The organism is Pedobacter sp. Bi27 (assembly GCF_918698255.1).
Classification (GTDB): Bacteria; Bacteroidota; Bacteroidia; order Sphingobacteriales; family Sphingobacteriaceae; genus Pedobacter.
In genome coordinates this window covers 80,102-95,376 of record NZ_CAKKMW010000010.1, presented here as the reverse complement: position 1 = coordinate 95,376, position 15,275 = coordinate 80,102, and the positions used below count along the sequence as shown (strand labels likewise).

Sequence of the window (15,275 nt, the reverse complement as noted above, 5' to 3'; positions counted from 1 at the left end):
AGTTTAAAATGTAACATTAAGGCCTACAGAATATCCTTTAAATACAGGCCTTCCGTCGTTGGTTAATCCTTGATTGGTTTCTGGGTCCCAACCGTCCCACTTGGTCCATGTAGCCAGGTTTCTTCCACTTACAAATACATTTAGGTTTTGTAGTTTCATACGCTCAATCAGTTTTCCGCTAAATTTATAGGAGAGCGATACATCCTGTAAGCGCACAAAACTTCGGTTTTGAAAAAGTGGCGGATTTAAGGTTGCCGAAACGATAGAACGGGGATATTTACCATCGGGATGATCAGGCGACCAAAAGTCTATTCCACTGAGGTAATTGTTCCTGATGGAGTTATCATCTCTGATGAGCCTTGGGGTATTGCCGGCGAGATAAGATTTATCGCCGCCCTGCACTGAATTTAAAAATATACTCAAGGTAAAATTCTTATATTGAAAATTATTCAGCAAACTGATCCTGAAGGCCGGAGCTGATGACCCTAAAACAGTTCTATCGCTGGCATTGATTGCCCCATCGCCATTTTGATCTACAATGCGGTAGGTCCCTGGTGAATAGCCCGTTGGGATCTGCTCCCCAACCTGCCAAATTCCATTTACCTGATAGTCGTAAATTACGGCGGTAGGCTGCCCAATGAAAAGGCCACTTTGCGGAAGATCATCTTCAACTCCATCGCCATTAAGATCACCCAAAAGTTTAACCACCTTGTTCACGTTTCTGGCAAAATTTAAGGCAGAAGTCCATTTGAATTCGCCACTATTGATATTTTTCGAGTTTAAAGAAAGTTCAAGTCCTTTGTTGTTCAGTTGCCCAATATTGGTGAGGATATTACTGAAACCCGTAACCACTGGGATATTAACCGAATATAAAAGATCGGTTGTTTTGGTATCGTAATATTCAATTACACCCGATAGCCTATTTTTGAAAAGGGTAAATTCCAAACCCAGATTTGCACCTGTGGTACGCTCCCATCTTAAATCTGGATTAGACAATGAATTTACCTGTTGACCAAACTGCGTAGAACCGCCATCACCAAAAACATAAGCAGCACTCACGCCTACATTGGCCAATGAAGAATATCTTGTGGTTTGATTTCCGGCAACACCATAGCCTACCCTTAATTTAAGGTTATCTACCCAATTAACTTTAAAAAACGATTCTTTCGAAATATCCCAACCTGCTGATATTGATGGAAAAATTCCGTATTTGTTATTTTCTGCAAAGCCAGAAAATCCATCCCTCCTAAGTGTACCGGTAAACAGGTATTTACTTTCGTAATTGTAGTTTAAACGGAACATCTGATAATTAAGGGTTTCTTTCCAGGCATTGGATATCGCAAACCGGTTAGTGCCCTGCTGTAGGTTGTCATAACCGAGGGTCAACCTCGAAAAACCTGTTGAATAAGCCCTGGTATAGCTATTATCGCGTTCAATGGCACCATATAGTAAAGTTCCGGTAAAGCTATGCTTGCCAATAATTTTATTATAAGTTAAAAGGTTATCAAAGGTATAATCGTAATAAGTGGTATTTTCTTTTGAAGCCTGCCCGGTAAGGTTAGCATCGTACATATTTGAAATGTTTTTAAAATCGAGACGGTAATTGTTACCGAAACTAATTTTATAGCTCAAACCTTTAACAGGCAGTTGTACATTGCCGTAAACATTGGCAAAGAAATAATTGTGGCGGTCGTAATCATCAGCTTGGTAATTTAACAGCGGATTGGTTACATTCGTATTAAAAGGATTGATTTTCAGGTTTCCGTTATTATCCCAGGGAAGGATTAATGGCGACATTAAATTGATATCTACGAAATTTGGCTCTACCCCATCCTCATTTACAAAGGTCGCGAACGATTGCAGGCCAATGGTAAGCCAATCTGTTGCTTTGGTTTCGATGTTTGCCCTGATGGTTTTTCTTTTAAAAACATCGTTATTGATAAAACCCGAATTTCTGGTTAAACTGCCTGATAAAAGGTAATTGATCTTATCGGTTCCACCCGAAACACTAAGCTGGTTATCTACAATTGCTCCCGTTTTGGTGGCTTCATCATACCAGCTAAAATCATTCGGCAGCAGGTTTCCCTGCACATCCTTCATCGATGCGTCAACTTTGCTTACCAGATCGAATGCCGGATTTGGTTGTGTAAAGCCAGGAGCAAGAAAGGCTTGGTCATAGTATAAATATTTAATATGATCCAAATATTCATCCCTGGCCATTGGTTTTAAATCGATATTTGGTTTTTGGGTAGCATATTGAGAAGAAAAAGAAATTCTGGTTCTACCAATAGCACCTTTTCTACTGGTAATGAGGATAACACCATTTGCCGCCTGTGCGCCATATACTGCCGTAGCACTTGCATCTTTTAGTACATCTATCGTGGCAATATCATCAGGATTAATAGAAGTTAAGGAACCATTGTATTGTACCCCATCCAAAATAATCAGTACATTTTGGTTGCCACCCAACGTATTTTGTCCCCTGATGCTAATACCTGGTGTTGCACCAGCGCGGTTAACCTGCCCCACATTTAAACCCGGAACCGTTCCCTGTAAAAGGTTGGCCACGTTAGTGGTAGGTGCATTCCTAAAATCATCGAGATTTGCCCTCACTACCGATCCCGTCACATCAGCCTTTTTCTGTGTACCATACCCCACCACCACCACCTCATCAAGGTTAGCTTGTGAAGATTTTAAAACAACATTAATGCTTTTAAGACTGCCTACGGCTACTTCCTGTACATCATAACCGATATAAGAAAACAAAAGAACGGTTTGCTCATTGGCTACATTGATCTTATAAACACCATTTTCGTCGGTTACAGCTGCCGCTGTACCATTTTTCACCTTAACAGAAACACCTGGTATCGGCGATTTTGTTTTTTCGTCTATCACTTTACCAGTTATACTAATATCGGCCTGGCCAATGTCTGTAAACCAAAGTTTTTTATTCAGTATTGTAGTTACACCACCTTTATAATTGGCATTTGCCGTTGTTGCAATGGCCAATATCACGACCTGTAAAAAAGTTACGGCTATAATTCTTTTGGGTAGAACTTTATATTTCATATTTGGTTAGGTTATTATATGTGGAAACCTTAGGGTTAAATCGACATTAAACGGCAAAGTGAAATTTGCAAAGCCGCCAATGTTTTATATTTGGTTTCCTGTATCAAAGTAAAAAAATGCTAGCCGTATAAACTGTTCATTCCTTTGTCGTTTTATCTCAAATTGATCTTTATGGTTATATTTCGAGAAACTTATACCCCATTTAGCCCGATACCATTATTCTCCAACAGGCACCGGAATACTAACTCCTGTTGCAACGGCAGTTCCAAAATTTGGCGAGCCGTCTGCATTCCAGGTCAACTTCTGCATCCGTGGCGTTCTGGATCCATTGGTGGTATTGGCAACACTCCGGGCATGGTAAATAAACCAGTTTTCGCTGTGCAACACCCCATTTGGATCGGTATAGCTACTGGTAAAAAATCCGTTATGGCCAGGTCCATAAACCCCATTGGCATCACTTTTAACAAACACCTGCTTTTTATTGATCCAATCGGCAGGTAGCATGGGGTCGCCACCATCTTTTAACTGTATCTGTGCCAAACAATAATTATCGCTGCTGTATCTACTGGCAGAATAAATAATAAAAACCGGACTGTTGGCATCTTTTCTGAGCATAATCGGCCCCTCGTTAACCCCCGCACCCAATGAGCCGCTTGGTTCGTATTTTTCCCAATTGTTGGTTGGTGATGATATTTTTACCCTATCACTACTAATTGTCCATGGGTTAGCCATCTGCGCGATGTAGATATACTGTTTGTACTTGGTGGCCACATTTTCCCATCCCGACCAAATAAAATAGTTTGTAGTGCCTATGGTTAATACCGAACCATCAATAGCCCATTGATCGCTCGGATCGCTTATTTTCCCTTTAAAAGTCCATGTACCGGTGGTAGGGTCGGCATTAGCGTTTTCCAGCACAAACATGCGGTGGCTAACGTCGCCCCCATCATTTGCCGCAAAGTACAGATACCATTTACCAGAAAGGAAATGTAATTCGGGCGCCCAGATGTTAGAAGAATAAGCAGCACCGGCCGGAGGTGTCCAAACCACAGTTTCTACTGCTGTAGATAACAACGACATTGATCTGGTTTTTCTAAGTCCGATATTATTGCCCCGTGTATACATAAAATAATAATAGCCATCTTTTTGGGCAACATAAGGGTCGGCCCTGCTTGCATTGATCAGCGGGTTCTGGAAATTCGTATCATGGAAATTAAACATCCCTTGTGTACCGGTTAGCGTAGTTTTTTGCCTTATTTTAGCACCGGGTGTACTGCTTTCGGGATCAACGGCCATTTTCATCCCTGTGGCTTTGTTGGTAAGGGTATATACATTATTACTACCCGTATAAGTGATGGCCCATTGTTGCGCATCACTGCCATCGTCAGTACCTTGTTGCAGAATAGCGCCAGATGTTGTTGATGGCGATTTTAAACATTTATTGCTGGTGATATTAATCAGTTTGCAATAAGTGGCATCTGTTTTTACCAGTTTCCATTTCTGCCCGTTGTTAGGAAACCATGACCATTGCTGAATGGCTGCATTTTCTGCCGTTGAGTTACCCGTAACCTCCACCACCGGTCCATCGGGTAAGGATGACATTCCACGGATCCGATATGTTGCACCGTCAATTAAGGTGCCTAAAGGCGGTGCAGCAGCAATTACATTTAATGCAGCCAGTTTTTCAACGCTGTTTAGGGCGTCATTTCTATCGGTTGATGGTCCTTTCTGGCAAGAACCTGTTAAAACCACAAATGCGGTTGCCAAATGAATCAATAATTTATTTCTCATAAAAAATAATAAAACTGCAAAGGCATGGTACGCCGATAGAAGAAATTTGCAGCGGGGTTATTAATTTGGTTAATTTCAAATCAAAGTAAAGGAATGATGCCCGTAAAATTTGTTCATCTTTTTGTCGATATGTCTCAAATCATTTCCCAAAGGCCAGACAAACAACTGATAATCAGACTACAACAAAACTACTGTTTAAAGCCTGATCATAAGGTGCTAAAACATAGATTACACAACAATCCGATTTATATATATTTGATATTAACTTGAATATGCGGTTTGTATTATTTTTCTTGCTATGGAGTACGTTTTTTGCAGTTTCTACCTGCGAGGGACAATCTTATTATTTTAAGCAATACCAGGCAGATGATGGGTTGGCGCATAATTCGGTAAATACGGTTATACAGGATCAAAAAGGCATGATCTGGGTGGGAACCAGAGGTGGTTTAAACCGTTTTGACGGTTATACGTTTAAAACTTTTAAAAACGAAAAAAGCAGATTCGGAAACATCGGCAACAACATTATTGTTAGCCTTGCAGAAGATAAAAATGGCATGTTATGGGTGGGTACAGGTCGCGGGATTTTTAAATATGACCCCGTTAAAGAAGTATTTACCCCACTTGCACCTGGCTTGAAAAAATACATCAATTCCATTTTAGTAGATCATCAAAACAACCTTTTCTTTTTAGCAAACAGGGTGCTTTTTAAATACGTGCAGAAAGATAACAGGGTAATAGACCTTAAAATAAGTGCAGCCTGCATAGCCATTGATGAGCACAGGAACATTGTAATAGGTAATGATGATGGAGAACTGATAACCTACAATCCTCAGGATGGTTCTAAAACCAGTGTAAAAATAATCGGCCAAAATGTACCTGTAAACCTGCGGTCAATCAGTAAAGTATTTCCAACGGGGAATAATAACATATTGGTAGGGTGCTTTAAAAAGGGCTTAAAAAGCTATAATACCAAAACTGGTGCGATTAAATCATTGATTCTTAAAAACAGTGATAATACCGATATTTATGTACGTGATATTACTGCTGGTGAAAACCACGAATATTGGATTGCCACCGAATCGGGCATTTATATCTACAATTTAGCAACCCATGCCAACATCAACTTGCGCAAACGGCCCGGCGACCCTTATTCCATTCCAGATAATGCCGTTTATACGGTTTGTAAAGATAACGAGGGTGGCATGTGGGCAGGTACTTATTTTGGTGGACTGAGTTATTTCTCGAAAAACAATGCACGGTTTAAAAAATATTATCCATTATTGGGCACCAATTCCATTTCAGGAAATGCGGTAAGGGAAATCTGTCCCGATAACAAAGGCAATTTGTGGATTGGTACTGAAGATGCCGGCGTGAACAAATTCAATCCAAAAACCGGAATATTTACCAATTACACCGCCAATGGTAAAGCAGGCAATTTATCCTACCCCAACATTCATGGTTTACTTGCTTTGGGCAATCAACTGCTGGTGGGCCCATTTTTACACGGGATGGAAATTATGGATATTAACAAGGGAAAAGTCATAGACCGTTTTAAAACCATTGGCGAAGAAAACGAAGAGACCAGCGATTTTGTGCTTTCTATACACCTTGCTAAAGACAGTACAATTTATGTGGGTACCGGATACAATATGGGGTCGGGCCTATTTGTTTTTAATCAAAAGAAAAGAACATTTAAACGGATTACACAAATCCCAGTAAATTCTTATGTTTACGACATTTGGGAAGATAGGTTTGGTAATATTTGGACTGGTAGCGTATCGAGGGGAGCGTTTTATTACCACCCTAAAACCGGTAAACATGGCAATATCACCTTTGGCGACAAGCTTAGCAATAAGAGCGTTCACGAATTTCCGGTATGTGGCATTATTGAAGATAGCAACCATGCCATGTGGTTTACTACCGAAGGCGGTGGACTGATCAGGCTTAGTCCGGACAGGAAAGTTTTGAAAAAATTCACCACCGAAAATGGTCTGCCTACCAATATTCTGTTCCGTGTGCTCGAAGACAGTTCAAAACATTTGTGGATAAGCTCTCTTAAAGGCCTGATCTGTTTTGATATGCAGACCGAAAAGTTTAAAATCTACACCAAATCAAATGGTCTAATTACCGATCAGTTTAACTTCAGTTCTGCTTATAAAGATCCAAATGGCAGAATGTATTTCGGATCGGTAAGGGGAATGATTTCTTTTAACCCAAAAGATTTTGAGCAAAAAGATATCGCACCGCCTACTTTTATCACGGGTTTCCAGATCAACAATAAGGAAGTCCTTCCAAATATTGAAAATAGTCCGCTTAGCAAATCAATTTCCTATACCGATACGATTGTACTTGCCTACAACCAGAACAATTTCAGTATCGAATTTGCGGCACTCAACTACTCCTCGCCCGAAGTGACCAGGTATGAGTATGTAATGAAAGGTGTAGATCAGGCCACCACCTACCTGAATAACAATAGAAAAGCTTATTTTACAGATTTGTCTCCAGGCAGTTACACTTTTCTGGTAAGGGCAAAAAGTAATGTAGAGAGCTGGACTGGAAAAGAGCGCCGCCTTTTTATTAAAATCCTTCCACCATTTTGGAAAAGTATTACGGCGTACATTTGCTACCTGTTGATGATCGCAACCGGCCTTTTTCTGGCTATACGCTATTATCACCGTTATATTGAGCGCAAAAACCTCAATAAATTACAGTTATTCGAACACGAAAAGGAAAAGGAGATTTACCAGGCCAAGATCGAATTTTTCACCAATATTGCGCATGAGATACAAACACCGCTGACCTTGATTTTAGGTCCTGTTGAAATGATGCTGGAAGAGACGAAGGAGCAGCCCATAAAAAGCAGTTTGCTCATGGTCGAAAAAAATGCGAACCGCCTGGCCAAACTGACCAATCAACTGCTTGATTTCCGTAAGACAGAAATGCACCAGTTCGGCTTAAATTTTGTAAATACCGATATCAATAACCTGTTAAAAGAACAGGTGAATGCTTTTGAGCAGGAGGCTCAAAAAAGCAATATCTCACTTGATCTTGAACTGCCCAAAACGCACATCATTGCATTTGCCGATAGAGAGGCGCTGATAAAGATTTTTAACAATTTAATCTCGAATGCGATTAAATATGGAACAAGCAAAGCAATTGTTCGGCTCTATACTTCAGGTGAAACAGCAGGCCGTTTTAACGTTACTTTCGCCAATGATGGGAAAGGCATTCCCCAGCAATACCGTGCGCAGATTTTCGAACCGTTTTTCAGGTTATATGGTAAAGATAAACCTGGTACAGGCATTGGGCTTTCGCTGGCAAAATCGTTGGCCGAACTGCATAACGGCTCGCTCACGTTGTTAGAAGGTGATGCTGATAAAGTGGTTTTTGAACTAATTTTGCCTATACATCAAAAATTTGAATTTAAATTGAGTAGTTGGAAAAAGATAAAATAAACATGACTGACAGTATTTTAATTATTGATGATAATGAAGATATTCTTGAGTTTTTAACGCAGGTATTCGGAAACACTTATAAATTGCATTTGGCAATTAACGGAGAAGTTGCGCAGGAAATTCTGGATAAAGAAATCGTAGATCTTATTATTTCCGATATTATGATGCCCGGGATTGATGGTTTTGAACTTTGCAGGCTGATCAAATCAAACGTAGAATATTGCCACATCCCCATTATATTATTGACTTCTAAAAACACGTATAAGGCGCACATTGAAGGGCTGGAAGTGGGCGCTGATCTTTATATCAAAAAGCCATTTTCGCCGCAGCTGTTACGTGTTCAGGTGGCCAACCTGCTCCAGAACCGCTTAAAAATTAAAGCCCATTTTGCAAGTGCGCCTTTCGAAGATGTACGCGTAGTGGCAAACTCAAAAATTGAAGAAGCATTTCTGAAAAGACTGGACGAATATGTGCGTAAAAATATTCAGGATCCCTATCTGGATATCGATCAGCTTGCCGAGCACATGCACATGAGCCGCCCTACCCTTTACCGGAAGATAAAAGCGATTTCTGCCCTATCACCAAAAGAACTGATTGATGTTACCCGCTTAAAAAAGGCCACCAAGCTGATTGCTCAGAACGAATTCAGCTTTTTTGAGATTGCGAAAATGGTGGGTTACAGCTCTCAGAGCCTGTTCAATAAAAATTTTTTAAGGTATTTTAAAGTGACGCCCCAGGAATACATGAATTCGCTCAGTAAGGACACGAAGGGTGAAAAAATTTAAGCAAAACCAAAGATGACCAGATTTAATCCGGCCATCTCTTATCGGTTGAAAGCGGTTAATATTTGAATACTTTTCCCTCTACCATAACCTGCTGACGAGTGGCATCAAAGCTTGCTTTTCCACCAGTATGCACCGCAGCATTAGCCATGATATTGGCGATGGAATGCTGATAACCTGCCTCAACAGGCGCATTAGGCTCTTTTCTACTTCGAATGCACTCCAGCCAGTTGCGCATATGGTTAGAACTTAACACATCTGCACCCGTATTGGCTGATGCCGCCGCCGCAGAAGGTGCAGCAAGTTTAATTTCTGGCAACAGGTTTGGCTTCATTTTCATCGCAGCCGCAGCTTTTGCCGTTAAACCTCCATGAGGCGATATGGTATTGGTAATAAGATTTAATTCTCCCCCATTCGAATAGTAGATTTCTGCCGGCCTTTCATCACCATTATGCATCCTGGAAGTAAATACCACTTGGAAACCTTTAGTGGTATCGTCAAGCGGGCCGTAATCGAAGACAGCAGTAGTGGTATCCCAATTACGGCGACCATCTTTCCATTGATAAATCCCACCGTTTGCGGTTACACTACGCGGGTGAGACAATCCGGTAAACCAATGCACCGTATCAATCTGGTGGCTCATCCATTGTCCGGGCATACCAGAAGAATACGGCCAGAAAAGGCGGTATTCGAGGTATATTCTGGGATCAAAGGCTTCGTACGGCCGGTTTAACAAAAAGCGTTTCCAATCGGTATCCTGCTCTTTCAGTTTCGCTACCAAATCGGGGCGGCGCCAGCGGCCAGGCTGATTTACATTCCAGCTCAATTCTACCATGGTAAGATCTCCAAATTTACCCGCTTTGATAAAATCGGCAGCAGCCTGATAATTTTGTCCACTTCGGCGCTGCGAACCAATCTGCAGAATCTGTTTCGAAGACCTTACTGCTTTCAATGCGGCATTGGCATCATCCATGGTTTCGGCAAAAGGTTTTTCGCAATACACATCTTTTTTGTTTTTAACAGCCTCTATGGCGTGCAAGGCATGTGCAAAATCTGGTGTACTGATGATTACGGCATCAAGATCTTTCAATGCATAAAGCTCATCATTGTTTTTACAGGCAGTAATGCCATGGCCAATTTTGTTTTTAATGTGTTCAGCTCCTAAATCTCGACGGTAATTCCATAGGTCGGAAAGGGCAACAATATCAAAATTAAGTTCTTTGTTATGGTTCAAAAAGCATGGAAACAGCGTATCTTTAAATCGATCGGAAAAACCAACCACGCCAACCCTAACCCGATCATTGGCACCGATAATATTCGCATAACTTTTGGCCGACATCCCAAAAGTACCTACATAAGTTCCTGCTGCGGCAATTGCTGCCTTTTTTATAAAGTCTCTTCTCGATTCTTCCATCATGCTCATTATTTAAGTATTTTGATTTTAATGTTTCTGTACGAAACACTGTTGCCGTGGTCCTGGATTAGGATATGTCCCTTTTTAGCTTCTCCAAAGTTTTTCCATGTTTTATATTTACTTCCAGCTACCAGTTTTTTAAAATCTTCTGACCCGCGCTCATATTCCACTACTTTTACGCCGTTTAACCAATGTTCTACATGGCTGTTCGGATAAACACGAATCTCACCACTGTTCCATTCGCCAATTGCTTTAATTACCGAAGCAGGCTTGTTTGATGGAATAAGATCATATAAAGAGGCAAGCTTTCGGTTACCGTTTTTGCCCAGTTTAGCATCAGGATGTTTTTCATCATCCAGTACCTGGAACTCAAGGCCAATGCCAGACAGATTGGTTTTTTCTTCTTCAGTTACAAAATATTTTATGCCACTGTTGGCACCTACAGTAAGTTTGAAATCGAATTTTAATATAAAGGCCGAATATTCATCCCTGGTTACAATATCGCCGCCCGAACCCTGCTCTTTTCCATTGGATGCCAGTACTGTTAAAATTCCATCTTTCATCTCCCAGCCTTTGGCAGGGAACTGTGCTTTAAATATCGCACGCCAACCGCTAGCATCCTTGCCATTCCATAGTAATTTAAACCCTTCCTTTTTTTCACTTTTGCTGAGTATATTTTGGGCATAAGTTAGGTTTACGACAAAAATGCCCAATATTAGCATGTAAATTAACCTGTAGTTTTTCATTTAATTTATAGTTATTTTATGTGTTTAAAGATTTACGTTTACAATTACTTTTGCGGACGCCTAAAGAACAAAAACCACATAAGTGGATAGCGCTTCATTGGTATCTGCTTGCGGGTAGTTATAGCATTTGCAATATGATTTGATTTATGGGTTTATAATTGGTTATCATGCCAAAGTAAGCCAATGGACCTTGTAAAATATGTTCAATTTATTGTTGATTTGTCTCATTTTACCTGATCAAAAACCTAAAGAAAAGAAGAATCGTAAGATTAAAACCTCGCTTATAAAAAACACAAATAAACAGACAAAAACATAATCAACATATTAAAAATCAATAATTTAAACAGGTAAAATAACTAAAAAAGAAAGTGAAAAAGAGTAGATTGCGCCACGGGGATTAGGAATAAAACATTCATTTATGAGCGATTCTCCAACTTTGGCTCCCCTTCCTTCCTGTGTATAATTGTTTATTTTCGGAAAATAACCAAATATCAAAAAGACAATTTATACCTTGAAATACATGATCACTTTTCGACTATCTAGATTTTTTAAAAAATATGCAAGTGGTGTTCAACCAGCAAAAAAAACAAATAAAATAGCTGTAAAAAAGTCCTATACCTTAACGATACAACATTTGGGCACTCGCCTGGTTTATTTGCTGATTAGCTTTTGCCTGGTTTCCTGCGGATTAAAAAAAACACAGACCGAAAATTCAAACACTGATGGCGCTGCGCACCTGTTGCTAAATCCTGCCCTACCAGGTGATAATCCAGATCCTTCCATTATCAGGGTTGGAAAAGTGTATTACGCTACCTCTACTACAAACGAATGGGCTCCTTATTTTACCATATATAAATCAACCGACCTTAAAAACTGGAAATTGATCAATCATGTTTTTCCGGATGGATTTAAGGATATGAAAAACCAATGGGGCGAAAATAACTTTTGGGCATCGGAACTGGTTTATGATCAAAAACAGCACCGGATTTATGCCTATTATACAGCGCACAACAGGGAAACAAAAGGTAATCCGGGTTTGCAATGCGGCACAGCCTGGATCGATGCAGATAAAATTGAAAGCGGTAAATTTACCGACAATGGCCCTGTTATTATTGAAGATGAATGTGGCGCAATAGATGCGTTTGAATTACAGCACAATGGCAAAGTTTATGCTTTCTGGAAAAATGACGGTAATGGCTGTGGCAAAGAAAGCTGGATCTGGAAACAGGAAATTAACGATAGCCGGACAAAATTGCTCGGGCAAAAGAGCAAAGTATTCACCAATAGCCAGCCATGGGAAACCGGATTGGTTGAAGGCGCCTGTTTTTTTACCTTAGGAGAATATGTGTACAGCCTATATTCTGTTGGTGGCTGCTGTGATGCAAAATGCAATTACAAAACAGGAATTGCCAGAACGAAAGACCTGAACAGCGGTGTGTGGGAGAAATACAGCAACAACCCGATAATGGTAAGTAACGACAAGTGGAATTGCCCCGGCCATGGCACAGTGGTAAAAACCGCAAACAACAGGCTATTTATGCTATACCACGCATTTAACAAAAGTTATGATGTTTTTGTAGGTAGAGAGGGCATTATAGAAGAATTAATTGTTGGTGCTGATGGCTGGCCTGTATTACATAATGCAACCCTCCCCAACCGGCCAAAGGCCGACCTTAATTTTGTCGACAATTTTGAAAATGATCAAAAACTTGATCTTGCCTGGCAATGGCCTTCTAAATCAACGAGGCCATCGATGTCTTTTGATAAAGGGTTAAAATTAGCAGCATCTGATGAAAACCATGCACTTGGCACCTTTCTGGGCCAGTACATTAAGACTGTAAATTTTAGCATCAGTGCCGAAATAAAGCCCGATGCAGCAAAAACAGGCATTTGCCTGGGCGGTGCCATTTTTAAAAGCAAGTGGCCTGGTGAACTCGGTGGAATAGGCATTACAGTCTCGAAAGAGGGCTTTGCTGTTTTTGATAATTTTGAAGGCGCATATAAGATTCTTAAAACATCAAAAGAAAATTTAGCTGGCCCAGTGCAATTAAAAATGCAGATCAGCAATGATGGGAAACAGATAGAATTTTTCCATAAAAAACAAGGAGCAGAATGGCTTAGTTTTTATCGTATAGATTTTTTAGCAGCCAAATATGTACCTTGGGGAATGGGATACAGGGCTGGTATTGTGGTAAAAGGAGATCGTTCGCAAACAGGCACTTTTAACAGCTTTAGATTAATGAATAATTAATGATGCCATTGAAAGCTGAATTATTTTCCGCTTGGAAATGCGTATATTTAATAATACCATTAAAACTCAATTATTCTATCACTAACAGACTTAAATATAAAGATCGTCATTTCGACCGCAGTGGAGAGATCTTTGTCTATGGCTCGGGCTTGCCTCGGTTAGCCACCGAAGGGCTCTTACTTTTTCCTTGATGAAAAAGTAACAAAAAATCAAGGCTTGGATCTGATGTCGGATAAATTCGTCAAAGCTTTTTTGGTCGCCAGCACAAGCCCCCGATGAAAAATCGGGTAGGGCGTGCTGCCTCAGGGTAGTGATAGGTGAAAGGGCTTGCAAAAGCTTTAACGTTTTCTCCTACCATCATACCCTAGGCCGAATAGCAGGGAGCAGAGGAATATTACGCGTAATTTCAACCGCGATCAATCCGTCCTCTCGACCGAAGCAATGCGAAGTGGATGACGATTCCATTATATAGCTGTCATCCTGAGCCTGTCGAAGGACTTACTTAAATTTCTTGCCCCTCGCTGGCTGCATTTTCAAATTGCCTTTTCAGTTCATTCAATGCTATTATTGAGGCATATGGCAATAAAACTATGATTAAATGATATAGAAAAGCATTGGTCTCTTAACTAAAAAAGGCCGTAACTAAAGGCTACGACCTAATTCTTAATACATGGTTTCTTATATTTCACACGGAGCACACGTGTGCTGGCTGGGTTTAGTGTGTAGAAGTCAAGTTTTAAAAACTTGACTTCTATAAATTACCAACTACCATTGAATCTGTTGATCCTGATCTGGTATCAATGTATTCAGGTCGCGCTGCATGGATAACGTACCATCTACCTTATATTTCAACCTTTGTCCGGGCACTGTAGTGTAATCTTCAAACTCGTATGATAAATAGAGTGTGGTATAAATATGTTTCAGGTATGGAAGTTTTGGATCCCAGGCTTCATCTCTGGTATAATAAGATTGGGCTGTGCCAACTTTAAATTTATTGTTTACGGTATTATCACTCCAGATTTCTAATTTTTTCTTCTGGATATCGATATTCTGATCGGTAAACTTAATAAATACCTTATAGTTTTTGCGGTCCAGGTAATCAATATCCCTAATTCCGGCATACAGAAAAATAGTTTTATCATCCACTACAAAAGTTCGGTGGGTATTTAGGGTTAAGGGCTCAGTATCCCCATCGAGAAATATTTTATACAAAGTACCACCATATTCTCCAGAATAATCATTGAAGGGCGTGATCCGCAGCATAGCTCTACGATAATATTTTTGTGGATTGGCCTGATAATCATAAGCAGGGTCGTTTAAGATCTGTAACGGCAATACCCATTTATCAGATTGATCCAGATCTCCTAAAGTAAAATCGATGGGTACAGTAACCGTGCTCACCCCGGCCGGTACATCTATGGTTTGGGGCATGGTGTAATACTTTTTATCCAATTGTTTAAAATACAGCTCCTGCCTGTGCCCATACTGCTCCTGATTTAATTTTGCCAGCGTATCAGGGTCTAAACCGAGATGTATAGTGCGGTTTTTTAGATTTGGTGTAGAACCACTGATGATAATCGGAAGGTTAAACCTCACCTTTCCGTTGGCATTATAACGTAAATAACTCCAACTTACCCCCTGGGCAGTCGGATTTGATTTAAATGATGCCGTTTGAACAAATTGTTCTTCCTTCCATTCATCATTACATGAAACAAAGCATGCCGATGTTGTTATCAATAAAAATAGAATATATATATACTTCTTCAT

At 40.2% G+C, this 15,275-nt stretch carries 8 protein-coding genes; 3 read left to right on the top strand and 5 right to left on the bottom strand.

Features of this window, described 5'->3' with window-relative positions:
• Positions 1 to 3: 3 nt before the first annotated feature.
• Entirely contained in the window at positions 4 to 3,069 is a 3,066-nt protein-coding gene (locus LQ227_RS23945) for a TonB-dependent receptor (RefSeq protein WP_230151533.1), read from the bottom strand.
• A 216-nt stretch (positions 3,070 to 3,285) separates the two neighbouring features.
• Positions 3,286 to 4,860, bottom strand: coding sequence for a family 43 glycosylhydrolase (locus tag LQ227_RS23940; RefSeq protein WP_230151531.1), 1,575 nt, complete (start codon positions 4,858 to 4,860; stop codon positions 3,286 to 3,288).
• A 272-nt stretch (positions 4,861 to 5,132) separates the two neighbouring features.
• Here LQ227_RS23940 and LQ227_RS23935 point away from each other — a divergent pair, with 272 nt between their 5' ends.
• Together LQ227_RS23935 and LQ227_RS23930 are read left to right on the top strand one after the other, a co-directional pair.
• Positions 5,133 to 8,315 (top strand): two-component regulator propeller domain-containing protein, encoded by a 3,183-nt coding sequence (locus LQ227_RS23935; protein ID WP_230146199.1) that lies wholly within the window; start codon positions 5,133 to 5,135, stop codon positions 8,313 to 8,315.
• A 2-nt stretch (positions 8,316 to 8,317) separates the two neighbouring features.
• Positions 8,318 to 9,100 (top strand): DNA-binding response regulator, encoded by a 783-nt coding sequence (locus tag LQ227_RS23930; protein ID WP_230151528.1) that lies wholly within the window; start codon positions 8,318 to 8,320, stop codon positions 9,098 to 9,100.
• Between the two features lie 55 nt (positions 9,101 to 9,155).
• On the opposite strand, the gene LQ227_RS23925 is transcribed toward LQ227_RS23930, so the two are convergent.
• Together LQ227_RS23925 and LQ227_RS23920 are read right to left on the bottom strand one after the other, a co-directional pair.
• Positions 9,156 to 10,511 (bottom strand): Gfo/Idh/MocA family protein, encoded by a 1,356-nt coding sequence (locus LQ227_RS23925; RefSeq protein ID WP_230151612.1) that lies wholly within the window; start codon positions 10,509 to 10,511, stop codon positions 9,156 to 9,158.
• A gap of 8 nt (positions 10,512 to 10,519) precedes the next feature.
• Complete coding sequence (locus tag LQ227_RS23920) at positions 10,520 to 11,257, bottom strand: DUF1080 domain-containing protein (protein ID WP_371824754.1); 738 nt, start codon at positions 11,255 to 11,257, stop codon at positions 10,520 to 10,522.
• A gap of 520 nt (positions 11,258 to 11,777) precedes the next feature.
• Here LQ227_RS23920 and LQ227_RS23915 point away from each other — a divergent pair.
• Entirely contained in the window at positions 11,778 to 13,508 is a 1,731-nt protein-coding gene (locus LQ227_RS23915) for a glycoside hydrolase family 43 protein (RefSeq protein ID WP_230151525.1), read from the top strand.
• A gap of 765 nt (positions 13,509 to 14,273) precedes the next feature.
• Here LQ227_RS23915 and LQ227_RS23910 read toward each other — a convergent pair.
• Entirely contained in the window at positions 14,274 to 15,275 is a 1,002-nt protein-coding gene (locus LQ227_RS23910; protein ID WP_230146195.1) for a DUF4973 domain-containing protein, read from the bottom strand.

Bases quoted from the DNA above. Each gene is read 5' to 3' on its own strand.
- LQ227_RS23940 (WP_230151531.1), bottom strand. From the start codon at position 4,860: ATGAGAAATAAATTATTGATTCATTTGGCAACCGCATTTGTGGTTTTA.
- LQ227_RS23925 (WP_230151612.1), bottom strand. From the start codon at position 10,511: ATGGAAGAATCGAGAAGAGACTTTATAAAAAAGGCAGCAATTGCCGCA.
- LQ227_RS23910 (WP_230146195.1), bottom strand. From the start codon at position 15,275: ATGAAGAAGTATATATATATTCTATTTTTATTGATAACAACATCGGCA.
- LQ227_RS23935 (WP_230146199.1), top strand. From the start codon at position 5,133: ATGCGGTTTGTATTATTTTTCTTGCTATGGAGTACGTTTTTTGCAGTT.
- LQ227_RS23945 (WP_230151533.1), bottom strand. From the start codon at position 3,069: ATGAAATATAAAGTTCTACCCAAAAGAATTATAGCCGTAACTTTTTTA.
- LQ227_RS23915 (WP_230151525.1), top strand. From the start codon at position 11,778: ATGATCACTTTTCGACTATCTAGATTTTTTAAAAAATATGCAAGTGGT.
- LQ227_RS23930 (WP_230151528.1), top strand. From the start codon at position 8,318: ATGACTGACAGTATTTTAATTATTGATGATAATGAAGATATTCTTGAG.
- LQ227_RS23920 (WP_371824754.1), bottom strand. From the start codon at position 11,257: ATGAAAAACTACAGGTTAATTTACATGCTAATATTGGGCATTTTTGTC.